34 protein-coding genes and 2 pseudogenes are annotated in these 26148 nt (G+C 68.1%); 30 read left to right on the top strand and 6 right to left on the bottom strand.

The features are described 5' to 3' along the window. The 14 genes from rplX to ACFYRU_RS05595 all read left to right on the top strand — a co-directional run bounded on the left by rplX (position 1) and on the right by ACFYRU_RS05595 (position 8025). On the top strand, positions 1 to 387 hold the full coding sequence (rplX, locus tag ACFYRU_RS05660; protein ID WP_387653309.1) for a 50S ribosomal protein L24: 387 nt from the start codon (positions 1 to 3) through the stop codon (positions 385 to 387). Beyond that, on the top strand, positions 387 to 959 hold the full coding sequence (gene rplE / locus ACFYRU_RS05655) for a 50S ribosomal protein L5 (protein WP_141854800.1): 573 nt from the start codon (positions 387 to 389) through the stop codon (positions 957 to 959). Before rplX ends, rplE begins: the two co-directional genes overlap by 1 nt. 1 nt (position 960) lies before the next feature. Continuing rightward, positions 961 to 1146, top strand: coding sequence for a type Z 30S ribosomal protein S14 (locus ACFYRU_RS05650; protein WP_012923674.1), 186 nt, complete (start codon positions 961 to 963; stop codon positions 1144 to 1146). A gap of 94 nt (positions 1147 to 1240) precedes the next feature. Then, positions 1241 to 1648, top strand: a complete 408-nt coding sequence (rpsH, locus tag ACFYRU_RS05645; protein WP_141854799.1) for a 30S ribosomal protein S8 — start codon at positions 1241 to 1243, stop codon at positions 1646 to 1648. 27 nt (positions 1649 to 1675) lie between these two features. Then, positions 1676 to 2218, top strand: coding sequence for a 50S ribosomal protein L6 (rplF, locus tag ACFYRU_RS05640; protein WP_387653305.1), 543 nt, complete (start codon positions 1676 to 1678; stop codon positions 2216 to 2218). A gap of 2 nt (positions 2219 to 2220) precedes the next feature. After that, a complete protein-coding gene (gene rplR, locus ACFYRU_RS05635; RefSeq protein ID WP_387653304.1) occupies positions 2221 to 2604 on the top strand; it encodes a 50S ribosomal protein L18 in 384 nt (127 codons plus the stop codon). A 30-nt stretch (positions 2605 to 2634) separates the two neighbouring features. After that, positions 2635 to 3234: a 30S ribosomal protein S5 gene (rpsE, locus tag ACFYRU_RS05630; protein ID WP_141854793.1), complete on the top strand. Its 600-nt coding sequence runs from the start codon at positions 2635 to 2637 to the stop codon at positions 3232 to 3234. Continuing rightward, positions 3234 to 3416: a 50S ribosomal protein L30 gene (rpmD, locus tag ACFYRU_RS05625; RefSeq protein ID WP_387653301.1), complete on the top strand. Its 183-nt coding sequence runs from the start codon at positions 3234 to 3236 to the stop codon at positions 3414 to 3416. The genes rpsE and rpmD overlap by 1 nt, the downstream gene beginning before the upstream one ends. 1 nt (position 3417) lies before the next feature. Continuing rightward, positions 3418 to 3858, top strand: a complete 441-nt coding sequence (gene rplO, locus ACFYRU_RS05620) for a 50S ribosomal protein L15 (protein WP_141854789.1) — start codon at positions 3418 to 3420, stop codon at positions 3856 to 3858. 135 nt (positions 3859 to 3993) lie between these two features. Continuing rightward, positions 3994 to 5295 (top strand): preprotein translocase subunit SecY, encoded by a 1302-nt coding sequence (gene secY, locus ACFYRU_RS05615; protein ID WP_387653298.1) that lies wholly within the window; start codon positions 3994 to 3996, stop codon positions 5293 to 5295. Continuing rightward, on the top strand, positions 5295 to 5867 hold the full coding sequence (locus ACFYRU_RS05610) for an adenylate kinase (RefSeq protein WP_387653295.1): 573 nt from the start codon (positions 5295 to 5297) through the stop codon (positions 5865 to 5867). The genes secY and ACFYRU_RS05610 overlap by 1 nt, the downstream gene beginning before the upstream one ends. 3 nt (positions 5868 to 5870) lie before the next feature. Then, positions 5871 to 6692: a type I methionyl aminopeptidase gene (gene map, locus ACFYRU_RS05605; protein ID WP_387653292.1), complete on the top strand. Its 822-nt coding sequence runs from the start codon at positions 5871 to 5873 to the stop codon at positions 6690 to 6692. Positions 6693 to 6760: 68 nt separating this feature from the next. Further along, positions 6761 to 7213, top strand: coding sequence for a DUF1707 domain-containing protein (locus tag ACFYRU_RS05600; protein ID WP_387653289.1), 453 nt, complete (start codon positions 6761 to 6763; stop codon positions 7211 to 7213). A 23-nt stretch (positions 7214 to 7236) separates the two neighbouring features. Next, positions 7237 to 8025, top strand: a complete 789-nt coding sequence (locus ACFYRU_RS05595) for a hypothetical protein (protein ID WP_387653288.1) — start codon at positions 7237 to 7239, stop codon at positions 8023 to 8025. Between the two features lie 58 nt (positions 8026 to 8083). Here ACFYRU_RS05595 and ACFYRU_RS05590 read toward each other — a convergent pair whose 3' ends face one another. Then, positions 8084 to 8947 carry an NAD(P)-dependent oxidoreductase gene (locus ACFYRU_RS05590; RefSeq protein ID WP_387653286.1) on the bottom strand — a complete coding sequence of 288 codons (864 nt, stop codon included), beginning with the start codon at positions 8945 to 8947 and terminating at the stop codon, positions 8084 to 8086. A gap of 76 nt (positions 8948 to 9023) precedes the next feature. Between ACFYRU_RS05590 and ACFYRU_RS05585 the strand changes: the two genes are divergently transcribed. The 11 genes and pseudogenes from ACFYRU_RS05585 (at position 9024) to ACFYRU_RS05535 (ending at position 14794) form a co-directional block, all read left to right on the top strand. After that, positions 9024 to 9347 carry a winged helix-turn-helix transcriptional regulator gene (locus ACFYRU_RS05585; RefSeq protein WP_387653283.1) on the top strand — a complete coding sequence of 108 codons (324 nt, stop codon included), beginning with the start codon at positions 9024 to 9026 and terminating at the stop codon, positions 9345 to 9347. 92 nt (positions 9348 to 9439) lie between these two features. Further along, positions 9440 to 9661, top strand: coding sequence for a translation initiation factor IF-1 (gene infA / locus ACFYRU_RS05580; protein WP_012923661.1), 222 nt, complete (start codon positions 9440 to 9442; stop codon positions 9659 to 9661). A 32-nt stretch (positions 9662 to 9693) separates the two neighbouring features. Continuing rightward, complete coding sequence (gene rpmJ, locus ACFYRU_RS05575) at positions 9694 to 9807, top strand: 50S ribosomal protein L36 (RefSeq protein ID WP_008361054.1); 114 nt, start codon at positions 9694 to 9696, stop codon at positions 9805 to 9807. A 174-nt stretch (positions 9808 to 9981) separates the two neighbouring features. Further along, positions 9982 to 10353 (top strand): 30S ribosomal protein S13, encoded by a 372-nt coding sequence (gene rpsM, locus ACFYRU_RS05570; RefSeq protein WP_141854777.1) that lies wholly within the window; start codon positions 9982 to 9984, stop codon positions 10351 to 10353. Positions 10354 to 10388: 35 nt separating this feature from the next. Continuing rightward, positions 10389 to 10796 carry a 30S ribosomal protein S11 gene (gene rpsK / locus ACFYRU_RS05565; RefSeq protein WP_131286332.1) on the top strand — a complete coding sequence of 136 codons (408 nt, stop codon included), beginning with the start codon at positions 10389 to 10391 and terminating at the stop codon, positions 10794 to 10796. A gap of 25 nt (positions 10797 to 10821) precedes the next feature. Next, entirely contained in the window at positions 10822 to 11430 is a 609-nt protein-coding gene (rpsD, locus tag ACFYRU_RS05560) for a 30S ribosomal protein S4 (RefSeq protein WP_141854775.1), read from the top strand. A gap of 103 nt (positions 11431 to 11533) precedes the next feature. Beyond that, complete coding sequence (locus tag ACFYRU_RS05555; protein ID WP_130384620.1) at positions 11534 to 12559, top strand: DNA-directed RNA polymerase subunit alpha; 1026 nt, start codon at positions 11534 to 11536, stop codon at positions 12557 to 12559. 80 nt (positions 12560 to 12639) lie between these two features. Beyond that, positions 12640 to 13173, top strand: a pseudogene (gene rplQ / locus ACFYRU_RS05550) (50S ribosomal protein L17); the annotation flags it as partial. Further along, a pseudogene (locus tag ACFYRU_RS05545) lies at positions 13174 to 13332 on the top strand (50S ribosomal protein L17); the annotation flags it as partial. 60 nt (positions 13333 to 13392) lie between these two features. Continuing rightward, positions 13393 to 14205, top strand: coding sequence for a tRNA pseudouridine(38-40) synthase TruA (truA, locus tag ACFYRU_RS05540; RefSeq protein ID WP_387653276.1), 813 nt, complete (start codon positions 13393 to 13395; stop codon positions 14203 to 14205). Further along, positions 14198 to 14794 carry a class I SAM-dependent methyltransferase gene (locus tag ACFYRU_RS05535; protein ID WP_387653273.1) on the top strand — a complete coding sequence of 199 codons (597 nt, stop codon included), beginning with the start codon at positions 14198 to 14200 and terminating at the stop codon, positions 14792 to 14794. Before truA ends, ACFYRU_RS05535 begins: the two co-directional genes overlap by 8 nt. Here the strand turns inward: ACFYRU_RS05535 and ACFYRU_RS05530 are convergent. After that, on the bottom strand, positions 14784 to 16613 hold the full coding sequence (locus ACFYRU_RS05530) for a hypothetical protein (protein ID WP_387653270.1): 1830 nt from the start codon (positions 16611 to 16613) through the stop codon (positions 14784 to 14786). The two genes, ACFYRU_RS05535 and ACFYRU_RS05530, sit on opposite strands and share 11 nt — an antisense overlap. Before the next feature lie 156 nt (positions 16614 to 16769). On the opposite strand from ACFYRU_RS05530, the gene ACFYRU_RS05525 reads away from it, so the two are divergent. Together ACFYRU_RS05525 and ACFYRU_RS05520 are read left to right on the top strand one after the other, a co-directional pair. Beyond that, on the top strand, positions 16770 to 17291 hold the full coding sequence (locus ACFYRU_RS05525; RefSeq protein WP_387653267.1) for a SigE family RNA polymerase sigma factor: 522 nt from the start codon (positions 16770 to 16772) through the stop codon (positions 17289 to 17291). After that, complete coding sequence (locus ACFYRU_RS05520) at positions 17284 to 18042, top strand: hypothetical protein (RefSeq protein WP_387653263.1); 759 nt, start codon at positions 17284 to 17286, stop codon at positions 18040 to 18042. The genes ACFYRU_RS05525 and ACFYRU_RS05520 overlap by 8 nt, the downstream gene beginning before the upstream one ends. A 228-nt stretch (positions 18043 to 18270) precedes the next feature. On the opposite strand, the gene ACFYRU_RS05515 is transcribed toward ACFYRU_RS05520, so the two are convergent. Next, positions 18271 to 18468 carry a hypothetical protein gene (locus tag ACFYRU_RS05515; protein WP_387653260.1) on the bottom strand — a complete coding sequence of 66 codons (198 nt, stop codon included), beginning with the start codon at positions 18466 to 18468 and terminating at the stop codon, positions 18271 to 18273. 246 nt (positions 18469 to 18714) lie between these two features. Next, positions 18715 to 20316 (bottom strand): hypothetical protein, encoded by a 1602-nt coding sequence (locus tag ACFYRU_RS05510; protein WP_387653258.1) that lies wholly within the window; start codon positions 20314 to 20316, stop codon positions 18715 to 18717. Positions 20317 to 20369: 53 nt separating this feature from the next. Here ACFYRU_RS05510 and ACFYRU_RS05505 point away from each other — a divergent pair, with 53 nt between their 5' ends. After that, positions 20370 to 22052 carry an ABC-F family ATP-binding cassette domain-containing protein gene (locus tag ACFYRU_RS05505; protein WP_387653257.1) on the top strand — a complete coding sequence of 561 codons (1683 nt, stop codon included), beginning with the start codon at positions 20370 to 20372 and terminating at the stop codon, positions 22050 to 22052. A gap of 38 nt (positions 22053 to 22090) precedes the next feature. Next, positions 22091 to 23830: a hypothetical protein gene (locus ACFYRU_RS05500; protein WP_387653254.1), complete on the top strand. Its 1740-nt coding sequence runs from the start codon at positions 22091 to 22093 to the stop codon at positions 23828 to 23830. Here the strand turns inward: ACFYRU_RS05500 and ACFYRU_RS05495 are convergent. Together ACFYRU_RS05495 and ACFYRU_RS05490 are read right to left on the bottom strand one after the other, a co-directional pair. Continuing rightward, positions 23827 to 24828, bottom strand: coding sequence for a hypothetical protein (locus tag ACFYRU_RS05495; protein WP_387653251.1), 1002 nt, complete (start codon positions 24826 to 24828; stop codon positions 23827 to 23829). The two genes, ACFYRU_RS05500 and ACFYRU_RS05495, sit on opposite strands and share 4 nt — an antisense overlap. Continuing rightward, positions 24825 to 25373, bottom strand: coding sequence for a TetR/AcrR family transcriptional regulator (locus ACFYRU_RS05490; protein ID WP_387653249.1), 549 nt, complete (start codon positions 25371 to 25373; stop codon positions 24825 to 24827). Before ACFYRU_RS05490 ends, ACFYRU_RS05495 begins: the two co-directional genes overlap by 4 nt. A 122-nt stretch (positions 25374 to 25495) precedes the next feature. On the opposite strand from ACFYRU_RS05490, the gene ACFYRU_RS05485 reads away from it, so the two are divergent. Beyond that, entirely contained in the window at positions 25496 to 25951 is a 456-nt protein-coding gene (locus ACFYRU_RS05485; RefSeq protein ID WP_387653246.1) for a nuclear transport factor 2 family protein, read from the top strand. Positions 25952 to 26148 lie beyond the last annotated feature (197 nt).

The raw sequence follows: 26148 nt of genomic DNA, 5'->3' as shown, positions 1-26148 counted from the left end.
ATGGCCCAGAAGAAGCTGCACGTTAAGAAGGGCGACCAGGTCCGCGTGATCTCCGGTCGTTCCAAGGGCCTCGAGGGAAAGATCATCCAGGTCTTCCCGAACGACGAGAAGGTCATCGTCGAGGGCGTGAACCGGGTCAAGAAGCACACCAAGGTGCAGCAGGCCCAGCGCGGCGGCACCACCGGTGGCATCGTCACCCAGGAAGCCCCGATCCACGTCTCCAACGTGATGCTCGTGGTCGAGGTCGAGAAGGACGGCAAGAAGCAGAAGGTGACCACCCGCGTCGGCTACAACCGCGTCGAGGTGCAGAAGCGCCGTCCCGACGGTTCGACGTACACCGGTTACCGGAGCGTCCGGATCGCCCGGCGTACCGGCGAGGAGATCTGATGAGCACGGCAGTTACCGAGAGCAAGGTCGCTCCGCGGCTGAAGACGAAGTACCGCGAGGAGATCGTCGGCAAGCTGCACGAGGAGTTCAAGTACGCGAACGTCATGCAGGTGCCCGGGCTCACCAAGATCGTGGTGAACATGGGCGTCGGCGAGGCGGCGCGCGACTCCAAGCTGATCGAGGGCGCGGTGAAGGACCTGGCCGCGATCACCGGCCAGAAGCCGCAGGTCACCAAGGCCCGTAAGTCGATCGCGCAGTTCAAGCTGCGCGAGGGGATGCCGATCGGCGCCCACGTGACGCTGCGCGGCGACCGGATGTGGGAGTTCCTGGACCGGCTGCTGGCGCTCGCGCTGCCCCGGATCCGCGACTTCCGCGGCCTGTCCCCGAAGCAGTTCGACGGCACCGGGAACTACACCTTCGGTCTGACCGAGCAGGTGATGTTCCACGAGATCAACCAGGACCGCATCGACCGGGTCCGCGGCATGGACATCACCGTGGTCACCACGGCGACGAACGACGACGAGGGGCGGGCCCTGCTGCGGGCGCTCGGCTTCCCGTTCAAGGAGAACTGACGTGGCGAAGACAGCACTCAAGGTCAAGCAGGCCCGGAAGCCGAAGTTCGCGGTGCGCGGTTACACCCGTTGCCAGCGCTGCGGCCGGCCGAAGGCGGTCTTCCGCAAGTTCGGCCTGTGCCGGATCTGCCTGCGGGAGATGGCGCACCGGGGCGAGCTGCCCGGTGTCACCAAGTCCAGCTGGTGACCTTTTCCACCTCAGCACTTCTCCCCATTCACCACCATCTAGTCACCGTAGGTCGCCGAACGGCGAAACCACGGCGGGAAAGAGGCCCCAGGCCATGACGATGACCGACCCGATCGCAGACATGTTGACGCGTCTGCGGAACGCCAACCAGGCGTACCACGAGTCGACCACGATGCCGTACAGCAAGATCAAGCAGGGCATCGCCGACATTCTCCAGCAGGAGGGCTACATCGCCTCCTACAAGGTCGAGGAGCCCAAGGAGGGCGCCGTCGGCAAGACCCTGATCGTCGACCTCAAGTTCGGCCCGAGCCGGGAGCGCTCCATCGCGGGCGTGCGCCGGATCTCGAAGCCGGGCCTGCGGGTCTACGCGAAGTCGACCAACCTGCCCAAGGTCCTCGGTGGCCTGGGCGTCGCGATCATCTCGACGTCCCAGGGTCTCCTGACCGACAAGCAGGCCAAGAACAAGGGCGTCGGCGGGGAAGTCCTCGCCTACGTCTGGTGACGAAGAACCGGAAGGAGGACCACAAGAATGTCTCGCATCGGCAAGCTCCCGGTCACGGTCCCGTCCGGCGTCGACGTCACGATCGACGGCCAGACGGTCACCGTGAAGGGTCCGAAGGGTCAGCTGTCGCACGTCGTCGCTGAGCCGATCGCGGTCAACCGGGACGAGGACGGCGCGATCGCCGTCACCCGCCCGGACGACCTGCGCAAGAGCAAGGAACTGCACGGTCTGTCCCGCACGCTGATCGCCAACCTGGTGACCGGCGTGACGGAAGGCTACGAGAAGAAGCTCGAGATCGTCGGTGTCGGTTACCGGGTGCTCTCCAAGGGCCCGACCCAGCTGGAGTTCTCGCTGGGCTACAGCCACACCATCACGGTGGACGCGCCGGAAGGCATCACGTTCAACGTCGAGGCGCCGACCCGGTTCTCGGTGATCGGCATCGACAAGCAGTCGGTCGGTGAGGTCGCCGCCAACATCCGCAAGCTGCGCAAGCCCGAGCCGTACAAGGGCAAGGGTGTGCGGTACGCGGGCGAGCAGGTGCGCCGCAAGGTCGGAAAGGCTGGTAAGTAACCATGGCGATCGGACTGCGGCACAACAAGCACTCCGCGAAGAAGACGGCCTCGCGTCTGCGTCGCCAGATTCGGGTCCGGAAGAAGATCAACGGCACGGCCGAGCGGCCGCGGCTGGTGGTCACCAAGTCGTCGCGGCACCTGTTCGTTCAGGTGATCGACGACGTCGCCGGCAAGACGCTGGTGTCCGCCTCCACCATGGAGGCCGACCTGCGCGGCGCGTCGGACAACAAGACCGACAAGGCCAAGACCGTCGGCGGCCTGATCGCCGACCGGGCCAAGGCTGCCGGCATCGACGCGGTCGTCTTCGACCGCGCCGGTAACAAGTACCACGGCCGGATCGCAGCCCTGGCCGACGCCGCTCGCGAGGGCGGGCTCGGGTTCTGACATGGCGTACACAAAGGAAGGTAGTTCGAAATGAGCGGAGGCCAGCAGCGTCGCGGAGGCGGCGCCGGTGGTGAGCGCCGTGGCCGCGACGGTGGTCGCGGTCAGCAGGCGGACAAGACCGCCTACATCGAGCGCGTGGTAGCCATCAACCGGGTCGCCAAGGTCGTGAAGGGTGGTCGGCGCTTCAGCTTCACCGCCCTTGTGGTCGTCGGTGACGGTGAAGGCACCGTCGGTGTGGGTTACGGCAAGGCCAAGGAGGTGCCCGCGGCGATCGCCAAGGGTGTCGAGGAGGCCAAGAAGGCGTTCTTCAAGGTGCCGAGGATCCAGGGCACCATCCCGCACCCGGTCCAGGGCGAGAAGGCCGCCGGCGTGGTCATGCTGCGCCCGGCCGCGCCCGGTACCGGTGTGATCGCGGGCGGTTCGGCGCGCGCCGTACTGGAGTGCGCCGGGATCCACGACATCCTCAGCAAGTCGCTGGGCTCGTCCAACTCCATCAACGTGGTGCACGCCACCGTTGAGGCGCTGCGCAGCCTGGAGACCCCGGAGGCCGTGGCCGCACGCCGTGGCCTGCCGGTCGAGGACGTCGCTCCGGCAGCCCTGCTGAAGGCGCGGGCGGAGGTGGCTTCCTGATGGCACGCCTGAAGGTGACCCAGGTCCGTTCGGGCATCGGTGGCAAGCAGAACCAGCGCGACACGCTGCGCACCCTGGGCGTCAAGCGGATCGGCGACAGCGCCGTCCACGACGACAAGCCCGAGGTCCGGGGCATGGTCCGTGCGGTTCGCCACCTCATCACCGTCGAGGAGGTCGACTGACATGGCGCTCAAGGTTCACCACCTGCGCCCGGCGCCCGGCGCCAAGACCGCCAAGACCCGCGTGGGTCGTGGTGAGGGCAGCAAGGGCAAGACCGCCGGCCGCGGTACCAAGGGCAGCAAGGCGCGCAACAACATCCCCGAGTACTTCGAGGGTGGCCAGATGCCGCTGCACATGCGGCTCCCGAAGCTGAAGGGCTTCAAGAGCAGGAACCGGGTGGAGTTCCAGGTCGTTAACCTGGACAAGCTCGGACAACTGTTTCCCGAGGGTGGCGAGGTCGGCGTGGCCGAGCTGGTCGCCAAGGGCGCGGTCCGTCGTGGTCAGCCGGTGAAGGTGCTGGGTGACGGCGAACTGACCGTGGCACTGCAGGTCTCGGCACACAAGTTCTCGAAGTCCGCCACGGACAAGATCCAGGCGGCCGGGGGAACCACGACCGAGGTGTGACACGAGGTCCAGGGCTCGTAACGATCGGTGCTTGATATCCTGCGCCGGTCGGACGGGCCCTGGCTCGTCTCTTGCCCAGCGGCTTAGCTAGGCCCCTGCCGTGCCCGCGGCAAGGGAAACATGTGGGAGGACAGGGTGTTAAGCGCCTTCGCCAACGCGTTCAAGACGCCGGACCTGCGCCGGAAGATCTTGTTCGTGCTCTTCATCGTCGTGATCTTCCGGATCGGCTCCGTCGTGCCGGCCCCGGGTGTGAACGTTCAGTCGCTGCACACTTGTATCAAGATCTCCCAGGGCGGCCAGAACGCCAACCTGTACAACCTGATCAACCTGTTCTCCGGTGGGGCACTGCTGCAGCTCGCGATCTTCGCGCTCGGCATCATGCCGTACATCACCGCCAGCATCATCCTGCAGCTGCTCACCGTGGTGATCCCGCGGCTGGAGTCGCTGAAGAAGGAAGGCCAGGCGGGGCAGGCCAAGATCACCCAGTACACCCGGTTCCTGACCGTGGGCCTGGCGATCCTGCAGTCGACCGCCTTCGTGGCGCTGGCCCGGACGCCTGGCCGGCTGTTCCAGGGCTGCAGCGAGCCGCTGCTCTACAAGGACGACTGGTTCACCGTCACCGTGATGGTGCTGACCATGACCGCCGGCACCGGCGTGATCATGTGGCTCGGTGAGCTGATCACCGACCGTGGTGTCGGTAACGGTATGTCGATCCTGATCTTCACCCAGATCGTCGCCACCTTCCCGACCCAGCTGTGGAGCATCCGCAAGCAGAAGGGCGTCACCACCTTCGTCGTGGTGATCGCGATCGGTCTGGTCATCATGGCCGCGGTCATCTTCATCGAGCAGGCGCAGCGCCGGATCCCGGTCCAGTACGCCAAGCGCATGGTCGGGCGGAAGATGTTCGGCGGCACCTCGACGTACATCCCGCTGAAGGTGAACCAGGCCGGCGTCATCCCGGTCATCTTCGCCTCCAGCCTGCTGTATCTCCCGGTTCTGGTCAGTCAGTTCCAGCAGGGCAAGAGCTGGTCGAACTGGATCCAAGGAAACCTGGTCAAGGGCGACCACCCGATCTACATGGTGACGTACGTCGCCCTGATCATCTTCTTCACGTACTTCTACGTCTCGATCACCTTCAACCCGAAGGAAGTCGCGGACAACATGAAGAAGTACGGCGGCTTCATCCCGGGCATCCGGGCGGGGCGGCCGACCGAGGAATACCTGAAGTACGTGTTGGACCGCATCACGCTGCCGGGCGCGATCTACCTCGCGGCGATCTCGATGATCCCGCTGGTGGCCCTCGTCCTGCTGAACGCGAGCCAGAACTTCCCGTTCGGTGGTACGTCGATCCTGATCATGGTCGGCGTCGGACTGGACACGGTGAAGCAGATCGAGAGTCAGCTGCAGCAGCGTAACTACGAAGGGTTCCTGCGCTGATGAGAATGTTGCTGATGGGTCCGCCCGGGGCGGGCAAGGGCACGCAGGCAAAGGTGCTTGCGGAACGCCTGAATATCCCGGCCGTGTCCACCGGCGACATCTTCCGTGCGAACGTGAAGGACGAGACGCCGCTCGGTGTCGAGGCGAAGCGCTACATGGACGCGGGCGACTACGTCCCGGACGAGGTCACCAACGCGATGGTGCGGGACCGGCTGTCCGAGGCCGACGCCGGCGACGGCTTCCTCCTCGACGGTTACCCGCGGACCCTGGCCCAGGTCGGCACGCTGGACGAGATCCTCGCCGACCACGGCCACAAGCTGGACGCCGTGGTGGCGCTGGTCGCCGACACCGACGTACTGGTCGGCCGGATGCTCAAGCGGGCCCAGACCGACGGCCGTTCGGACGACTCCGAAGAGGTCATCCGGCACCGCCAGGACGTGTACGCCGCCGAGACCAAGCCGCTGCTCGCGGTGTACGCCGAGCGCGGGCTGCTGGTCGAGGTGGACGGCGTCGGCGAGATCGACGAGGTCAGCGAACGCGTTCTCGCGGCGCTGAAGACCGTCACCGAGTAACCGATGTTCAGGGACCGCGGTATCGAGATCAAGACCCGCGAGCAGATTCTGGCGATGCGCAAGGCCGGCCTGGTGGTCGGCCGCACGCTGGAACTGCTCCGCGGCACGGTCCGGGCCGGTATCAGTACCGCCGAGCTGGACGCGATCGCGGAGGACAACATCCGCTCCTCCGGCGCGACCCCGTCGTTCAAGGGGTACCACGGCTTCACCGGCTCGATCTGCGCGTCGGTGAACGACGAGATCGTGCACGGCATCCCCGGTGGCCGGGTGCTCGCCGACGGTGACCTGATCTCGATCGACTGCGGTGCGATCGTCGACGGCTGGCACGGCGACGCCGCGATCACCGTCGGCGTCGGCGAGGTGGCCGAGGAACTGCTCGAGCTGGCCCGGGTCTGCGAGGAGTCGATGTGGCGCGGGTTCGCCGCGGCCCGGCTCGGCGGCCGGCTGTCCGACATCTCGGCCGCGGTCGAGTCGCACGTCCGCGCGAACTCGTCGTACGGGATCGTCGAGGACTTCGTCGGGCACGGGATCGGTTCGGCCATGCACCAGCCGCCGAACGTGCCGAACTTCGGCCGGCCGGGCCGCGGCCCGAAGCTGGTCGAGGGGATGGCGCTCGCGGTCGAGCCGATGCTGACGCTCGGCAAGCAGGACAACCACACGCTCGAGGACGACTGGACGGTCGTCACCGACGACGGCGAGGCCGCCGCTCACACCGAGCACACGTTCACTCTCACTCCGCAAGGCCCGTGGGTGCTTACCGCCCTCGACGGCGGCGAGGCCGAGCTCGCCGAGCTGGGCGTCAAGTTCGGCCCGCTGTCCGACTGATCGGCGGACCCGTCGGGTCCACCCGTTGGGGGACGCCGTGGGGACCGGAGCTGAGGCACACTTGAGACATGCCTCAGTACCAGCCGCACCAGCGATTCACCGAAGCCGACCGGGACAAGATCGCCGGGCGGTTGCGGGACGCGTTCGCGGACGGCCGGCTGGACCAGCCCGAGTTCTCGTCCCGGCTCGATCAGCTGTACACCGTGCAGACGTACGGCGAGCTCGAACCGCTGGTGCGTGACCTGCCGGCGGTCCGGACGTACGAGACGCCCGCGGCGGTGCAGGACCCGAAGCCGGCGCCGGAGCCGGGGAACTTCCCCGAGCGGCAACGCGACCGCCGCCCGCACCGGCACGGTCTCGGCGCGCTCGGTGGCGGCTTCACCGGCGTGGTGGCGATCAACGTCGTGATCTGGTTCGTGGTCGGACTCGGCAACGGCGGTCACTGGCCGCACTTCTGGCCGGTCTGGCTGCTGATCCCCTGGGCGATCATCGCCCTCGGCGGCCTCGGCAGACGCCGTTGACCGCGACCCCGGTAGCACCCCGCGTGACAGGCTCGCGGTTGCGGGCCGATTTGGCGTGGCAGGTGCACCAGGGGGCCGCGATCGTTTATGTGGGGTGGTTCGTGGTCGCCGTACCACTGGCGATCGTCGGGTTGTTGCTGGAACCGCGGTGGGTGGGGTGGGTGGTGTTCGCGTGGTTCCTGGCGCTGGTTGTGTTCACGGTGGCGCTGCGGATCGGCGACAGCCGGCGGCGGCGCGAGTGGGTGGATGCCGCGGGGCAGCTGGGGTGGCGGATCAGCGCGTCCGGGGACGAGCTGCTGGATCGTTGGCCGTTCCCACCGTTCGACGCAGACCCCAAGGCCGACGTGCTGGACGTGACGTACGGGCGGCATCGTGGGCGGGAGTTCTGGACCGGGCTGTTCCGGCACAAGGTACGGCGGCGTGAGCTCGGCTTCGACTTCCTCGATCTCCAGGTGGATCGGCCGTTGCCGCCGCTGCAGATCCTGCCCGCGGGGCTCGCGCCGGTCGCGGCGGCGAGCCTGCTTCCGCTGCCGGTCGAGGCCGACGGGCTGAAGACGCAGTATCGGCTGTACAACGGGCGCGAGGACCACGCGCGGGCAGTACTGCATCCGCGGGCGGTGGCGGCGCTGGCCGACGTACCGCCGTTCGGCTTCAGCTGCGAAGGGCGGCGGTTCGTCGCGATCCTGCCCGCGTACCGCGAGTCCGGCACCGCCCTCGCCCAACTCGACTCCGCCTGCGACCTGCTCGACCTGATGCCCGAACAGATATGGCGCGCCGGCGAACAGTGGGCAGCCAGCCAACAGGAGCCCTGAGCAGTCCTGCCGCCGCTGAATGCCCGCCTTGATCCGGGCCCGCCTGGCCGGTGGGCGGCTAGCTGGCAGTCCTGAGCAGTCCCACCAGCGCCGACAGCCCGGCTGATCCACGCCCGCTTCCCACCGCCTCGCCGAGCAGGTCGCCCATCGGAGTCAGCAGCCTCGGGTCAACGCCTTGCTGTTGTGCGGTCGTGACCAGGTTCTCGTAGGCAGCTGCTTGCATGGAGAGATTCGAATCGGCCGTACCCACAGGACCGTTGTCGAGTTCCCTAGCCATGTTCGGGAGGCTGGTGAGCATCGCGGTAAGCCAGGGGACCAGGTACTGCTCGGTGAAGGTGGCGGCGGGCAGGCGCGCGCTGGTGATGAGGGCGAGGGCGTGCTGGGCGCCGCCGAACATGCCGTACATCGCGCTCAGCAGGGCGATGTCGTACAGCGCGGCCAGCCCGGGGTCTTCGCCGACGTACGCGGGACGGCCCAGGACCTCGAGCGCCGTACGGTGCTGCTCGAAGACGTCCTGCGGGCCGCTGTAGAAGATGAAGGCGCCTGGTGTACCGATCATCGGCGGGACGGCCATGATGCCGCCGTCGAGGTACGAAGCACCTGCGGAGGTGAGCCGTTCCGCGGTGGCCCTGGACTGTTCCGGGGTGGAGTTCGTCAGGTTGACGATCGTGCGGCCGGTGAGGTCGAGACCGTCAAGCGTGCTCCGGACCGTCTCGTCGACGAGCAGGCACACGACGACCAAGCTGCCCGTCGACGCTGCCTCTGTGGGGGTTGGGGCGCGGGTGGCGCCGAGGGAGTCCAGTTCGGGGGAGCGGCCGGGGGTGCGGTTCCAGACGGTGGTCGGGTGGCCGGCGGCCAGGAAGGCGCGGGCGAGGGCTGTTCCCATCGCACCGAGCCCCAGGACCGTGACAGGTGTCTTCATGCGCTCCACCCTGGCGGCGGCGCTTTAGAATGGACAAGTACCCACTAAATAGTCAGGTACTGTCGGAAAGGTAAGTATGCAGCCCTACACGTGTGGACTGGATGCCGCCGCGGATGTGATCGGCGGGAAGTGGAAGCCGCGGATCCTGTGGGCGCTGCATCACGGGCCGATGCGCTTCGGAGAGCTGCGCCGGGAGATCGCGGGGGTGACCGAGAAGATGCTGATCCAGCAGTTGCGGGAGCTGGAGAGCCGCGACATCGTGCACCGCGAGGTGTTCCACCAGGTGCCGCCGAAGGTCGAGTATTCACTCACCGAACTCGGACAGTCACTCAATGTCGCCCTGATGCCGCTGGATTCCTGGGGTTCGGAGCACCTGACCGAGCTCGAGGCCAGTCGCTAGGCACCGATTGGTTTTCGGGTGTGGTAGTGGCGTACACTCGGTTGTTGGCTCATTTGAGTCATAGTCAGTCACGTCTACAGAAGTGCGAGGACATGCCCAAAAAAGAGGGAGTTATCGAACTCGAGGGCACCATCGTCGAGGCCCTGCCGAACGCGATGTTCCGTGTTGAGCTGTCCAACGGGCACAAGGTGCTCGCGCACATCAGCGGCAAGATGAGGCAGCACTACATCCGGATCCTCCCCGAGGACCGGGTCGTCGTGGAGCTGTCGCCGTACGACCTCACCCGGGGTCGCATCGTCTATCGGTACAAGTAACACCACCAACACCTGTCGAAGAAAGTAGCTCGATGAAGGTCAACCCGAGCGTCAAGAAGATCTGCGACAAGTGCAAGGTGATCCGCCGGCACGGCCGGGTCATGGTGATCTGCGAGAACCCGCGGCACAAGCAGCGGCAGGGCTGACAAGCCTCACGCAGTAACACAGCACTTTCGCACCACAGCGCGCATGCTCGTCCAGGATCCGTTCTGGACGTCGCCCCTGGAACAGAGGCCAGGGCCTTGCCGGTGAACGTTCACCGAGGCGGGCAAGGACGCAGCGCGCCACCACACCTCTGCCGACGAAAGGAACACCGCCACATGGCACGCCTCGTTGGAGTGGACCTGCCGCGCGACAAGCGCATCGAGGTCGCTCTCACGTACATCTTCGGTGTGGGCCGCACGCGCGCCCAGGAAACGCTGAAGAACACCGGGGTCTCCCCGGACAAGCGCGTCCACGAGCTGGGCGACGACGAGCTGGTCAAGCTCCGGGACTGGATCGAAGGCAACTACAAGATCGAAGGTGACCTCCGTCGTGAGGTGACCGCGGACATCCGCCGCAAGATCGAGATCGGGTCGTACCAGGGTCGCCGGCACCGCAGCGGGCTTCCGGTGCGCGGTCAGCGCACCCGGACCAACGCCCGTAGCCGCAAGGGTCGCCGCAAGGCGATCGCCGGCAAGAAGAAGAAGTGACCCGGATGACCGTCAACCCCAGGAGCAACTGACCTATGCCTCCCAAGAGCCGCACCGCGGCCGGCGCGAAGAAGGTGCGCCGCAAGGAGAAGAAGAACGTGGCCGCCGGCCACGCGCACATCAAGAGCACGTTCAACAACACGATCGTGACGATCACCGACCCGACCGGCGCGGTCATCTCGTGGGCCTCCGCGGGTACCGTCGGCTTCAAGGGTTCGCGCAAGTCGACCCCGTTCGCCGCGCAGATGGCCGCCGAGGCCGCCGGGCGCCGGGCGATGGAGCACGGCATGCGCAAGATCGACGTGTTCGTCAAGGGTCCCGGCTCCGGCCGTGAGACCGCGATCCGTTCGCTGGGTGCGGTCGGCCTCGAGGTCGGCACCATCCAGGACGTCACCCCTGTCGCCCACAACGGCTGCCGGCCGCCCAAGCGGCGCCGGGTCTGACCCAGAGAGAGGAAGGTAGCGAACCATGGCCCGTTACACCGGACCTATGACCAAGAAGTCGCGCCGTCTCGGGGTCGACCTCGTCGGTGGCGACAAGGCGTTCGAGCGTCGTCCGTACCCGCCGGGTATGCACGGCCGCGGCCGCCCGAAGGAGAGCGAGTACCTGCTCCAGCTGCGCGAGAAGCAGAAGGCGCGTTACTCGTACGGCGTTCTCGAGAAGCAGTTCCGCCGGTACTACGAGGAGGCCTCGCGGCGCTCCGGCAAGACCGGTGACAACCTGCTGCAGATCCTGGAGTCCCGGCTGGACAACGTGGTGTACCGCTCCGGTCTCGCCCGTACCCGCCGCCAGGCCCGTCAGCTCGTCGTGCACGGTCACTTCACCGTGAACGGCGTCAAGGTGAACATCCCGTCGTACCGGGTTTCGGCGCACGACATCATCGATGTCAAGCAGAAGTCGGCCGAGACGACGCCGTTCATCATCGCCCGGGAGACGCACAGCGAGCGTGTCGTCCCGGCGTGGCTCGAGGTGATGCCGGAGCGGTTGCGGATCCTCGTCCACCAGCTGCCCACGCGGCAGCAGATCGACACCCAGGTCGCCGAGCACCTGATCGTCGAGCTCTACTCGAAGAACTGACCGCGTGCCGGCCGGTGGCCCCCGGGCTGCCGGCCGGTCCGGTGCGTTCTTCACCCTTCGCGGCCTCAAATAGTGGTCGTCGCGAGACAGAAGGAACAAGAAGTTGCTTATCGCACAGCGCCCTACCCTGACCGAAGAGGTCGTCGACGAGTACCGCTCGCGGTTCGTGATCGAGCCGTTGGAGCCGGGCTTCGGTTACACCCTCGGTAACTCGATCCGCCGGACCCTGCTGTCCTCCATCCCCGGTGCCGCCGTCACCAGCATCAAGATCGACGGTGTCCTGCACGAGTTCTCGACCGTTGCCGGGGTCAAGGAAGACGCCACCCAGCTGATCCTGAACCTGAAGGACCTGGTCGTCTCCTCCGAGCACGACGAGCCGGTCACCATGTACCTGCGCAAGCAGGGCCCCGGTGACGTCACCGCCGCCGACATCGCGCCGCCGGCCGGTGTCGAGGTGCACAACCCGGACCTGAAGATCGCCACCCTGAACGAGAAGGGCCGGCTCGAGATGGAGCTGGTCGTCGAGCGCGGCCGCGGCTACGTGTCCGCCGTTCAGAACAAGTCCGCGGACGCCGAGATCGGCCGGATGCCGGTCGACTCGATCTACTCCCCGGTCCTCAAGGTCACCTACAAGGTCGAGGCCACCCGGGTCGAGCAGCGCACCGACTTCGACCGCCTGGTGGTCGACGTCGAGACCAAGCCGTCGATGCTGCCCCGCGACGCCGTCGCGTCGGCCGGTAAGACCCTGGTCGAGCTGTTCGGTCTGGCCCGTGAGCTGAACGTCGAGGCCGAGGGCATCGACATCGGCCCGTCCCCGGTGGACGAGCAGATGGCCGCCGACCTGGCGCTGCCGGTCGAGGACCTGCAGCTGACCGTCCGGTCGTACAACTGCCTGAAGCGTGAGGGCATCCACACCGTGGGTGAGCTGATCTCGCGCAGCGAGCAGGACCTGCTGGACATCCGGAACTTCGGCTCCAAGTCCATCGACGAGGTCAAGCTGAAGCTGGCCGAGATGGGCCTGTCGCTGAAGGACTCCCCGCCCGGGTTCGACCTCCGCGCCGCGTCCGGTGCCTACGGCAACGAGGCGGACGACGAGGACGAGAGCTTCGCCGAGACCGAGCAGTACTGAACTTGTACTGAGCTGACCAAGGCCCGTCGGGCCCTACATCCCTTCGGCCCGACGGGCCTTAGATTCCTGGAGTTATTGAGATGCCAACCCCCACCAAGGGTGCCCGCCTGGGCGGCAGCCCGGCGCACGAGAAGCTGATCCTCAGCAACCTCGCGACGTCGCTGTTCGAGCACGGCGCCATCACCACCACCGCGGCCAAGGCCAAGCGCCTGCAGCCGCTGGCGGAGCAGATGATCACCAAGGCCAAGCGTGGTGACCTGAACTCGCGCCGCCAGGTGATGAAGCGGATCAAGGACAAGAGCGTCGTGCACGTGCTCTTCACCGAGATCGGCGAGCGGTACGCCGACCGCCAGGGTGGCTACACCCGGATCACCAAGCTCGGCCCGCGCAAGGGCGACAACGCCCCGATGGTGAAGATCGAGCTGGTCGAGGCGCTGTCGGACTCGCCGAAGGCGAAGAAGACCGCCGCCAAGAAGGCGCCGGCGAAGAAGGCCGCCGCGGCCGAGACCAAGGTCGAGGACGCGCCGGTCGAGGACGCCGCTGCGGTGCAGGACGTCGTGGCCGGAAAGTACGAGAACTCCGCCGCCCCGAACGCCGACGGCTCCGCGCCGGAGGGCTACACCGTCAAGGGCAACGAGGACTCGATGAAGTACCACGACACCGAGTCGCCGTGGTACGACCAGACGGTCGCCGAGGTCTGGTTCAAGACCGCCGAGGACGCCGAGGCGGCTGGTTTCGCCAAGGCCGGCGGTTCGGACGCCGACGACAAGTAAGTCTGCTGACGAGGCCCCCGCACCACACGGTGCGGGGGCCTCGTTGCGTTAGATTGCGGTGTGCGCTGGCGGATTGATCTTCGGTACGACGGAGCGGCCTTTCACGGGTGGGCCCGTCAGGAGGGTCTCCGGACCGTGCAGGGGTCTCTCGAGGAGGCACTGCGGGTCGTACTGCGCCTGCCCGAGCCGCTGACCGTCACCTGCGCCGGGCGTACGGACACCGGCGTACACGCTCGGGGACAGGTCACCCATGTGGACGTCGACGGCGCTGTGGACCCGCTACGGCTCCTCAGGGGGCTGAACGGCGTACTACCCGCGGATGTGGCTGTTACGGCCGTGACGGCGGCTCCAGAGGGTTTTGACGCCAGGTTCTCGGCGTTGGCCCGGCGGTACGTGTACCGGCTGTGTGACGACCCTGCCGGGTGGGACCCGCTGACGCGAGGGCACGTACTGCGGGTCGGGCGGCCGCTGGACGTCGATCGTATGAACGCAGCCGCGGCCGGTCTGCTCGGAGAGCACGACTTTGCGGCGTTCTGCAAGAAGCGCGAAGGTGCGAGCACTGTGCGGGCCCTGCTGGAGTTCTCGTGGCGGCGGACGGGTGTGGGACAGCTGGAGGGCACCGTGATCGCGGACGCGTTCTGCCATTCGATGGTGCGGGCCCTGGTCGGCTCGATGGTCCCCGTGGGTGACGGGCGGCGGGACGTGACGTGGCCGGCCGCCGTACTCGCCGGGAAGGTACGGGACTCCGCGGTGTCGGTGCTGCCGGCGCACGGGCTGACGCTGGAGGAAGTGCGTTATCCCGCCGACGACGAGCTGGCGGCGCGGGCTTTACAGGCCAGGCAAGTACGAGGCGAGGTACATCAGCGTGGGTGACCACTTCTTCTCGGCAGAGCCTGCTTCCGCGGACGTACGTCGTACGGTCGAAGCCCGGATCTGGGACAAGCCGTATGTGTTCACAACGGCGACCGGGGTGTTTTCACGGGACCGTCTGGACATCGGCACGTCGGTTCTGTTGCGCTCGGTGGAACCCCCTGCTGGCTCCGGGACGTTCCTGGATCTTGGGTGTGGGTACGGGCCGATCGCTTGTGCGCTGGCCGCCGAGGCGCCTGCTGCGAAGGTATGGGCCGCCGATGTGAACAGCCGCGCTCTCGAGCTCACCAGGCTGAACGCAGAGGCCACAGGTGTTTCTGACCGGGTGCATGCGGCGCTGCCTGACGACGTACCGGCTGAGCTGCAGTTCGACCAGCTCTGGTCCAACCCCGCGATCCACATCGGCAAGCCGGAGCTCCACAAGATGCTGCTGAGGTGGCTGACCCGGCTGGCTCCGGACGGCATCGCCTGGTTCGTAGTAGGCAAGAACCTCGGCGGTGACTCCTTGCAGCGTTGGATGACCGACCAGGGCTACCCGTGTGAACGCGTGGCCAGCGCCAAGGGCTTCCGTGTACTACGGGCTACCCGCTGATCCCGGTTCCGCGTTCACTGCTACGGGTGTCAGCCTGCTGCGGACGTGCTTCCGTGGCGCCTGGTGCCTTGGCACGGGAACCCGTCAGCACAGCCTGGCCTGACAGCGCTGCGGCCAACTGCTGCCGGGTCCTGTCGTCCGCGGTGGCCTGTGCACGGAAGGGCCTTCTGGCCTTGTCGATCGTCGCTCGGAGGTTCCGGCTCAGCGCATCCCCGGCCGTCGTACGGCTCCAGGGGTGCAACTTGCGCCGGCCGTTGCCATCGGCACCTACCGCGGCCGCGACCCCCGTCCGTAGTTTGGCGGCAAGGGTCCGGTGGGCCTCACTGTCCGGTTGGCCGCCGGCGTTGGCAAGCCCGAGAGCGGCCGCGGCCTCGAAACGCTGACCTGGTGGTGTGGTGAGCAGCCGGGCAGTGACTTCGTGCGGCTGCATGCCGAAGTACCTCCCCGTCGACGCCGCCAGGGTCGCGACGACCTGCGATGTCACAGTCGGAGTTTGCGCTTCCGGGCTCAACCGCGGGTTGCGGAATCCCAGCGACACAAGCAGTCTGGTCTCCTCGTGCCTGGCGAAGTCGTCGCGGAGCTGCTCGTCGAGGGCCCGGTTGACGGGGTCGTCCAGTCCAGACCCGGGCTCCGGGTTGCAGAGGTACGCGGCCTGGCTCGCGACGGTTCGTACGGCTCGCCTGACTTCCGCGGTCGGGGCCGCGGTGGTGTCCGCGTTCGCCAGTACGTCGATCACCCTCGTACGGTCGAAGGTCAGCGACCGGTCGGCACCGGCGTACCCGGGTACCGCGGCCTCCGCGGGCAGGGACGAGTCCTTCAGGTCGCCGTTCCAGTAGTCGGTGTCGAACGCGAGCTGGAGCGCCCGTGCACCGGAACCACCGCCGGCGCTGAGCGGGGCCTGTCCCTGGGACAAGTCGTGCTGTACGACCCACACCAGCCGGGAGACCTGGGAATAGCCGGGCTGGTCCGTCTGGATCTCGTCCCGGAAGCCGGCGTTGCTGCGGACCGCGATCGCGTACCCGTCCTTGGCCAGGTTCTCTCCGAAGCGGCGGGACCTGCGCTGGATCTCGTTGTACGTCGCCAGATGGCATTCTCCGAACAGGTCCCGGAAGTCCTGGGTCACCTTCGCGCGCAGCCGCGCCACGTGGTCTTCCGGAAGGGTCAGCGCGGACCCGTCCGGCAGGCGCCGCCGACTCGGGTCGTTCTGGATCAGCTGATCGGCGAGGAACTCGAACCGTTCTGCCGGGGCGGTTCGCCGGAGCAGGCCCTCGAGTTCGCCGTCCTGCATCTGGAGTCGTCGGCCCAGCGCCTCGGTGAGGGTACTGACCGCGCCCTGCAACATCGGCTGCCGGTCGGGTATCGACAGGCTGTCGATACCCGGGCAGACGCCGTCCACGCGCGCACTCCTGAGGAGCGGCGCGAGATCGAGGTTCGCCCGGAGACCGGCGTCCAGGGCGGCCGCCGCCGGATCCGTGTCCGACAGCGGCGGCTTCTGCCGCGCGTCCAGGTAGGCCTCGGTGAAGTCGGCAAGTGCCGCTCTGACCATCCGCGGATCCGGACGGGTCTCGCGCCCGGCGATGTGCGCGTCGTACATGGCGTGGCCGGCGGACGACATCCACGCGGCGGTCGCCGCTTGCAGCGTGATGGAGCCGTCGGCGGAGGCCCTGCTCGGGCGTTCGGGGTCGGTCCAGCGGAACAAGGCGAAGCTGTCCCGGGAAAGATGATCGAGGACCTCGCTGTCCAGCCTGAAGGCCCACTCCGCGGCCAGGTTGCCGGCCCGGTCCATCTGGCTCTGGATCAAGATCCGCTCGGTCGCCATCGTGGCTCCGCCCTTCGCGTCGAGGTGACTCCCCGCCGCGCCAGACTAGTCATCGGCAGGTCCACGGCAGGACACCCATAATTGGCGCTGCAGTCACCACGGGCGGGCTGCAACGAACAGGCGTCCAGCGTCGTCCTGAGGGATATGGAGGCAGCCTTGGCGGCAGCGGAGGTGCGGGTCGAGCCGCTCGACTTCGAGGCGTGGGTCACCGAGAAGGCCGACGCGTTGCTGCGGTTCGCCTATGTCCTCACCGGGGACAGGAGCCTGGCCGAGGACGCCGTACAGGATGCGCTGACGACCGCCTGCGCGCGCTGGGGTCGCGTCAGCCGCGCCGACGACCCAGAGGCGTACGTGAAGCGGATGGTGGTCAACGCGCACATCTCCTGGTGGCGGAAGTTCCGGCGACGGGAGGCGCCGGTCGACGATCCGGTGCGTACGGCCCGTGCGGTTCCGGACGGTACGGCGGATCGCGCGGAGGCGGACGCGATCTGGGACCTGTGCGCGACGTTGCCGGACAAGCAGCGCGCTGCCGTCGTACTGCGGTTCTACGAGGAGCTGTCGTACGCCGAGATCGCCCAGCTGCTGCACTGCGCGGAGGCGACGGCTAGGTCGCACGTGCACCGCGCACTGGCGTCATTGAAAACCACACTCAGCAGGGAAGGAGCCGAGGATGCCTGAGAACGACGCTGAGCAGGAGCTCGGCCCCAAGATCAGTGCGGCGCTACAGGATCACGCGGGGTTGACGGGGCTGCAGAAGACGGGGCTGGCGAGCGAGGCGCGTCGTCGGGTGCACAAGCGCCGCCAGGCGTGGTCAGTCGCCGCCGGCGCGGTCCTTGTTGCCGCTGCTGCAGGGGGAGCGTGGGGGATGTTCGGTGGTGAGGCACCGGTCGCCAACAGCAGGAGCGATGCCGGTACTGCTGCTTCTGCCGCTGCACCGTCCGAGAACTCGCAGGGCATCGCACCGAAGAACCCGAAGACCGGCTGCCCGCCACAGGCCTCCATCACCCAGGCGCCGTCGCCGAACGCGTTGCCGGTCGGCACTGGTCTCGACGTGAACACCCCGGTGACTGGTCTGCGTGCATGCCGCTACAACATGTCTGATGGCGCGGTGCTTGGGCAGCAGGTGTTCGACGCTGCTGTGGCTCAGCAGGTGGTGGACGCGATCAAGGTGCTGCCTGAGCGGAACCCGGCACTCCCTGTCTTCAAGTGCGCTCCGCAAACCGCCAAGCCGGCCGAGGCGATCGCGCTCCGCTTCACCACTGCCGGGGGGATCCGGGAGATCTGGGTCCAGTACGACGGCTGCGACTCACCGGGGTTCTTCACCGGGACCCACGTCTACGGTCTGTTCTCCGCCCCACTGAAGCTGTTCATGCTCGGCAACGTCCGCCCAACCAGCGGCACCTACCTGAACGCCTTGAAGGACTGGTAGCCAGAACCTGAGGCCCGGTCAGCCCCGCACTGCACCGGCGGTCAGTCGGCGGTACTGCGGCGGTCAGCGCAGTACCGCACCTGCGGTCAGCCCAGTACTGCGCCTGCGGTCAGCCTCGTACTGCGCTGGCGGTCAGTCGGCGGTACCGTGGCGGCGGTCAGTCCCGTACTGCGCCGGTGGTCAGCCTCGTACTGCGCCGGCGGTCAGTCGGCCGTACTGTGTCGGCGGTCAGTCGACCTCGTTAGCGGGGCGTTGGCGACGGGCAACCAGTGACCGCACGTTGTTCGGCGCCTCGCCGGTCCCCTTGTACGAGCCCGGGCTGTCGGCCGCGGTGTGATCGCCGAGAAACTCACGGAGCTTGGCGAGCTCCGCAGCACTCGGCCCACCCCCCGCCCCCGAAACACCCTCCGCCTGCTGCCCGTCCATCCGCACCTCGTCCTCACTAGCCCCGCCCCGATCATAAAGACCCCCAGGTCCCCGCCCCACCCCCCGAGACCCCGTTGCCCGACTGACCTACGAACCACCCGCCGACAGCCGCACCTACCGACGGCCGGCCGCCTGCCCTACCGAGCGCCCCGGTGGCGGGCTGACGTACCGGGCTCCTGCTGGCGGGCTGACGTACCGGGCTCCTGCTGGCGGGCTGACGTACCGAGCTCCCGATGGTGGGCTGACCTACCGAGCCGGCCCACCACTCGCACGCCGCTCTCCAGCCCGCCACCCCTCACGAGCCCCCGCAGCCGCCCCGGGCTTGCCCGCCGCACCCGCCCCCGAAGCCGCACCCCCACCCCCGGCCCTTCCACCACCCGCACCACCAGCCGCCGCACCACCAGCCGCCGCACCACCAGCCGCCGCACCACCAGCCGCCGCACCGCCCGACACCGCCGCACCGCCCGCCCCCGCACCGTCCGCGGGTCCGGTTCCGGCCGCGGTCGCGGGCGCCGTACCTGCTTCCGTTGCGGCTCCCGCAGAAGCCGCGGCTGCTCGGGCTGCTGCAGCTTCGGTGGCGGCTACAGCCGCGACTGCGGTGAGGGCTGCTGACGTGCCCCGAGCAGCGGCTGCCCCGGCGGCTCCTGCACCTGCTGCTGCACCACCCCCGGCACCCGCGCCAGGTTCCGTCCCGGCTCCCGCGCCAGATCTCGTCCCGGCACCCGCTCCAGGCCCCGCTCCGGCCCCGGCAGCTCCTGGCCCGGCTCCGATCCAGGCATTCGCGTTGGCTTCGGTCGCGGGTCTCGTTTTGGTGCTGGCGTCGGCAGCGGTGGCGGGCTCGGCTTTTGTGGTTTGGGGTGGTGGGGGTGGGGTGCGGGTGTGTAGGAAGTGGCGTAGTTGGGATGGCTCCTGGGCGATGGAGGGGCGGCCGTAGAAGGTCTCGATCTGTTGGACCTGGGCGTGTTCTCGGGCACTCATCGGCATCCGCGGCGGGTGTTCGCCGTGAGCCCGGTAATGCGCCTCGACCGCGGCCAGTTCCTGGGTGAGGCGTTCGACGGCCCGTGCGCCGGTTTCCCGGCCGCGGTCCGTCAACTGGACGATGGTCTCGGCAACAGCCCTGTAAGCGTCGGTCAGCGACCCAAGCTCCTCCCGCAGCGGCTTCGCGAGGCGCAGCCTGATCTGCGAGCGGTGTTCCGGCGGCATCAGATCCTTCAGCCGCGAGTCGATCACCACATCGGCCATCGCGTTGTACCGCTGCGCGAACGGCGTCGAGTCAACCGCCTCCCACACGTCGTCGCTCGAGCGCCCGCTCAGCGTCCGAAGACCGTCCAGCACCCCCTCGACCCCGAGCTGGTACCCGCCGTACGGCGTGACCACGGTCGTGTCGTGGATCCGCGGTACCGCCTCGTCCATTCCGATGTCGCTCAGGATCGTCCGGGCGTACCGGTCGCGGTTGCTGTCGGCGAGACCCTCGGTCAGCGCCTCGCCCTCCCTCGACCGGTACGGAACCGCGTCCGGCGCGTTCTCGTCGCCCTCCTCGTGCAGGTGGTGGTCGATCTCGTGGATCAACAGCAGTGCGCCGCGCCGCGCCGCCCACGTCGTCTCGAGGTCCGTCGGCCGGTTCGCGTCGTACGCGCGGAACACCGGCTCGAGGACGAGATCCCGCCTGAGGGTGAGGGGCCCGCCGAGCTGGGCGACCCCGGCGTGGTCGCCGAGTTCCTCGTACAGCCGCCGGTTCCAGGACGAGGCCCGGCCGGTACGCCGCTCCATCGCGTCGACGACGCGCGCGACCCAGTCGTACTCGCGGGTGCCCGGCAGGATCTCCGGTCCGACGAGGTCGTGGGGCACGCCTCGACAATAACGGTTCGCCCGGATCAGGGGCGGGCCGTCAGACTGGGGGGATGGGTCACGTGGACGTCGCCGGTGTGGGGTACGAGCTGCCGGACGGGAGGGTGTTGCTGGACGACATCACGTTCCGGGTCGGGGACGGGGCGAAGGTCGCGCTGGTGGGTGCGAACGGGTCCGGGAAGACCACGCTGACCAGGATCATCGCGGGCGACCTGAAGCCGCACAGCGGCAGCATCTCCCGGTCCGGCGGGCTCGGCGTCATGCGCCAGTTCGTCGGTTCGGTGCGCGACGAGTCGACCGTACGGGACCTGTTGCTGGGTGTCGCGCCGGAGGCGATCCAGCAGGCCGCGGCGAAGCTGGACAAGGCCGAGCTGGCGATGATGGAGGCCGACGACGAGAAGACCCAGCTCAAGTACGCGCAGGCCGTGGCGGACTGGGGCGAGGTCGGCGGGTACGACGCCGAGGTCCTGTGGGACGTGTGTACTACGGCCGCTCTGGGTATCCCGTTCGACCGCTGCCGCTGGCGTGAGGTGAAGACGCTGTCCGGTGGTGAGCAGAAGCGCCTAGTACTGGAGGCTTTACTGCGCGGCCCGGACCAGGTGCTCATGCTGGACGAGCCCGACAACTACCTCGACGTACCAGGGAAGCGCTGGCTCGAGGAGCAGCTGCGGAACTCCGACAAGACCGTGCTGTACATCAGCCACGACCGCGAGCTCCTCGCGAACACCGCAACCCGCATCGTCACAGTGGAGCTCGGTGCGGCCGGCAACAGCGCGTGGACGCACGGCGGAGGCTTCTCGACGTACCACGAGGCCCGGCAGCATCGTTTCGAACGTTTTGAAGAGCTACGCAAGCGCTGGGACGAGGAGCACGCCAAGCTGCGCGCACAGATGCTGATGTACAAGCAGAAGGCGGCGTACAACTCGGACATGGCCTCGCGGTACCGGGCCGCTCAGACCCGGCTGCGCAAGTTCGAGGAGGCCGGTCCACCACAGGCGTTGCCGCGCGAGCAGAAGGTCAGCATGCGCCTCACCGGCGGCCGTACGGGCAAGCGGGCCGTCGTATGTACGGAGCTGGAGCTGACCGGTCTGATGAAGCCGTTCGACCTCGAGGTCTGGTACGGCGAACGCGTGGCCGTGCTGGGTTCCAACGGCTCTGGGAAGTCCCACTTCCTTCGGCTGCTCGCCAACGGCGGCTCTGACCCGGACGTGGAGCACCAGCCGATCGGCGACGTCAAGATCGCACCCGTGGCCCACACGGGCAAAGCGAAGCTCGGAGCGCGGGTGCGGCCGGGCTGGTTCGCGCAGACGCATGAGCACCCGGAGCTGGTCGGGCGGACGCTGCTGGAGATCCTGCACCGCGGTGACGACCACCGTGAGGGCATGGGGCGCGAGCTGGCGTCGCGGAAGCTCGACCGGTACGAGCTGGCGCATGCGGCCGAGCAGACCTTCGACAGTCTGTCCGGTGGTCAGCAGGCTCGTTTCCAGATCCTCCTGCTCGAGCTGTCCGGTGCGACGCTGCTGCTGCTCGACGAGCCCACCGACAACCTGGACGTCGAGTCGGCGGAGGCGCTGGAGGAAGGTCTCGACTCGTTCGACGGTACGGTCCTCGCCGTCACGCACGACCGGTGGTTCGCCCGTGGCTTCGACCGCTTCCTGGTCTTCGGCGCGGACGGCTCGGTCTACGAACCGGACGAGCCGGTCTGGGACGAAGGACGCGTGGACCGGGCCCGCTGACCTTAGAGTTCTCCCCACACCGTGGAGGGGGAACTCCGATGACAGGCGATCTCGCGGCCCGCTGGGCCCGCACCGTCGTCCCGAGCTGGTTCTACCGCTGGCTGATGCCGGTCGTCTGGCTCGGGGCGATCGTGACCTCGGTCGCGGGCGACGTCGCGCCGTGTTCGGTGGACGACCCAACGGTCTGCGGCCCGGACCGTACGTTCTCGCTCGCTGTCACGGCATGCTTCGCGTCCCTGGTCCTCCTGTGGTGGCGGCCGATCGTCGCCGCGATTGCAGGCCTGCTCTTCATGGTTCTGGACGTGACGTACGACGACGTGGCAGGCGCACGCATCGCATGGACTGTCTACGGCGTGCTGTGCGCCGCCCTGCTGCTCTGGACGTACACAAGCCGTCGCCGCCAACAGGCAGTCACAGCGACTGTGCCTAGACAGGCTGTAAACGTTCCTGCCGCTAAACCGATCGGTGTCACCGGACGGCAGCTTGTGGTGGCCGTCCTGGTTGTCGTGGGAGCCGCAGCGCTCGGCCTGCTGCACTGGCAAAACCAGCGCGAGGACGTGCACGTACGGCGGGCCGTAGAACAGACCGCGGTCGCCAACGGCGTCAACGACGACGGGGATCTCGTACTGCGGCTCCCTGACGGCCGTACGCACCACCTGTCCGTGCTGGACGACTACGACACAGGGGCGCAGATCCCGGTCCTCGTGGACCCGGCCGACCCGGACTGGCTTCGGCTGCGCGCTGAGCCCGCCGACTACACGTACTGGTACACGGTGACCGCGGGCGCCTGGGCTTTGGCCGTCCTGTTGGTACTACGTGACGTCCGGCTTCGCATGGCGCGCCCGCGTACCTCTTGGATCGCCCAGGGTCTGCCGGTCCGCATTGAGCCAGACGCGTCGTCGGCGTTCGCGATCCGCTCGGTCGACAACGCCGTACTGCTCGGTTTTCTGGACACGGAGCTGGACGACGAGGACAGCGACGTACGACTGCTTGACGCATTCACGGCGCTGGACGAGGAGGAGAGCGACGCGCCGGCCAAGCTGAAGCAGGAGTGGGAGGACACGCTTCGCCGCTACCGCGGTGAGGCCCTGCTGGTTGGTGACCTGGTCGAAGGCGGCTGGCCAACCCTTGTGCACGGCGACCAAGTACTACGGCCACTCAGCCCGTTCCGTGCACCACGTCGGCTCCCGTGGCGCGCTGAGTCTGCGGAGGGCCTGCCTACTGACGTCGAACGAACAGTCAAGCCGTCGCTGGAGCCTGCGCGTGACGTACCGACGCTGCCGTGGGAGGTCCCAGTAGAGCCGAGGCCCTGGTGGTTGCGGCCTGCCTTGGTAGCTGTGTTGATCGCAGGACCAGTAGCGGTCGGCGCACTGGCTACCTGGGGTGAGTGGTTCGCAGCGATCGTAGGAACCGCTATCGGTGCGCAGTTGGTGCACTGGCTGGGCGCTCCTGTTTTCTACCGAGTGACTGCGTCAGCCACGGACTTGTGGATACGTAGCTCGTTGTTGGAGCGACGCCTGCCCTGGAGGTCCGTGGAATCAGTCGAGGTAGAGGAAGCCGGAGTGAGCCTGGAGGCCGGCGAGGACTACCACGTGGTCGGCGGGGTCACCGAGAACGAGCGGGCGAAGGTGGCTGCAGTCTTCGAGACCCTCAGGCTGCGTGCGCGCACCGGTCTGCCCGACCAGCCCGTCGTACGGCGGCCGTCACCACTCCTGCTGATCAACGCGGGCTTCGTGGCGCTCTGCGCGCTCAGCCTGTTGCTGGCGCGCACCTACTAGGGCTGCACGCACCAGCCGTCGCGGTACGCGGCCCAGTCCTCGTCGCTGGCGGCGAAGTCGACGTACAGCGCCAGCCCGAAGTTCTGGCGAGACGAGTCGCCCAGGCCGAGCCGGGCGCCGCGCACAGCCGCGGCCACCGTCTCCGCGTGACCCCAGTGCGCTGCGTTGTTCTCCCAGTACGCCGGAAGTCCCATGAGCAGGTCTGTGGTCGGGGGAGTGACCTCCAGCGCCAGCTCGGTCTGCTTGGCGACGTAGCCCCCGTACAGGGACTCCAGCGGCATCGCGGTGTCGTACGACATCACCGCGATCTGGTTGACCCGTTCGGCGACCTGGCGGAAGTAGTCCTGCGACCACCACTTCTCGATCGGGATCGCGTGCAGATACCAGAGCGGGTCGATCTGCGCGGCTGCGACCGACAGCGTCGTACCGAGTGCACGCGTCTCGTCGAGGACCGCCAGGTACCCCTTGGAGCCGGACTGTACGGGCTCGAAGTCGTAGTGGATGCCCTGGAAACCCTGCTGCAGAACGGCTTTCGCCGACGCCACGACCCGCTGCCGGACCGCCGGATCGTCGAGGTCCATCCCGGGATCCTTCCCCGGCCGTACGACGTCCCCGAGCCAGGCCTGCACCCGTACGTCGGGAGCCGCGGCCCGGACCGCTGCCACGAACCAGCGCGCCTTCGGCGATACCTTTGCCAACGGCAACGAACCGTCGTGCTCCAGCGGCCCGGTGTGGACGTACAGGTCGCGGATCCCGGTGCCTTGCAGGCGTTGCGCCAGCGCGGTCACGTCGGCGGCGGTCTTACGGCCGTCGACCCAGGCATGTCCGAGCCACAGCGCGTCCTGGTTGCGGGTCCGCGCGATCGGATCGCCGGAGTACTGGGCGCGGAGCGAGACGGCGTACGTCCCGAGTGGTGCGACGAGCAGTACGACGATCGTCAGCGCGAGCGTCACCAGTACTCGGCGCGGCCGCGACCAGGACCGCCAGCGGCGTCTCACCCGCGCGGTTTCAGACCGTCGTACACCAGGGCGAGCATCCGGTCGCGGGTCTCCGGGGTCAGCTTCGCCGCGGTCGCGCCGCGGGACGCGCCGATCAGCAGTGCGTACACCTCGGGGAACTCCGCGTCGGTCCGGACCGCACCGTGCTTCTGCGCCGCGACCAGCAGCGCGTCGAACGCGGCCCGCATCCCGTCCCCGGCCGCGCGGGCTTCCGCGCCGGCGGTCGCGCCGGACGCGGTCAGTGCCTCGGCGATCGCCAGCTTGGAGGCCGACTCGGACACCACCTGGGTGAAGAAGGCGTAGAACGCCGTCCCCGGGTCGGCGCTGCCGGCGAGCTCGTTGGCGCGGTCCCGCAGCCGTTCCAGCCGCAGCGTCAGCACCGCCTCGAGCAGCTCGGTCTTGGTCGCGAAGTGCCGGAACACGGTCGCGATCCCCACTCCGGCCAGCTTCGCCACGTCGTCGGTCGACGCCCCCGGAGACCGCCCGAACACGTCGTCCGCGGCCGTCATGATCCTCGCCCGGTTGTCCCGCGCGTCTGCTCGCACCCCAGCTCCCCTCCGTCGCCCTCAGCCTAGAAGACGCCGCGAGTGCTGATCCGGTTGTAAACGAAGTAACGACTCCATATATTTGATAATAGTCACTCCGTTTGTCTCGTGTGAGGAACCCGATGACTCCTGAAGAGGTCTTCCTGAAGCTGGTGCACGGCGTCGCCGACCGCGACTTCGCCGTCCTGCCCGGCCTGTACGCCGAGCAGACCGACGTACGGCACCCGATGAACCCGTACGGCGACCACCCGCTGCTCAGCCGGGACGCGCTCCGCGAACACTTCGGCGGCGTCGGCCCGCGCGTCACCGAGGTGGTCCGCTTCCAGCCCGACAACATCCGCGTCCACCCGACCACCGACCCGGAGGTGATCGTCGCCGAGTTCGAGTACGCCGGCACGATCCTCGCCACCGGCGAACCGTTCCGGGTGCCGGCGATCTTCGTCCTACGCGTCCGCGACGGCCTGATCGTCGAGTCCCGCGACTACATCGACCACCTCTCGATGATCCGCGCCCGCGGCCAGCTCGACACCCTCATCACCCACCTCCGGGAACCAACCCCCACCCCAACCACGTCCTAGCCCCCAGAACCCCCAGACGGCCCCGGACCGAGGCACCAACCCGCCCGGGGCCATCTCCAACCCCCCACCCGCGAACCACACCCCTCCGCGCCACCCGCCTCCGGCCCGCTGGGGTGGTGCTGTTTGGGGGACTGGGGATACCTCGCGGGGACTGGCGATAGGCAATTGCCTATGCCCAGTCCCCAGGAGGTCTTCTC

Origin of the sequence: Kribbella sp. NPDC004536, assembly GCF_042873835.1 — a bacterium.
GTDB lineage: Bacteria > Actinomycetota > Actinomycetes > Propionibacteriales > Kribbellaceae > Kribbella.
Note: the sequence above shows the minus strand (reverse complement) of the source record. Positions and strands in the feature narration are given on the sequence as shown.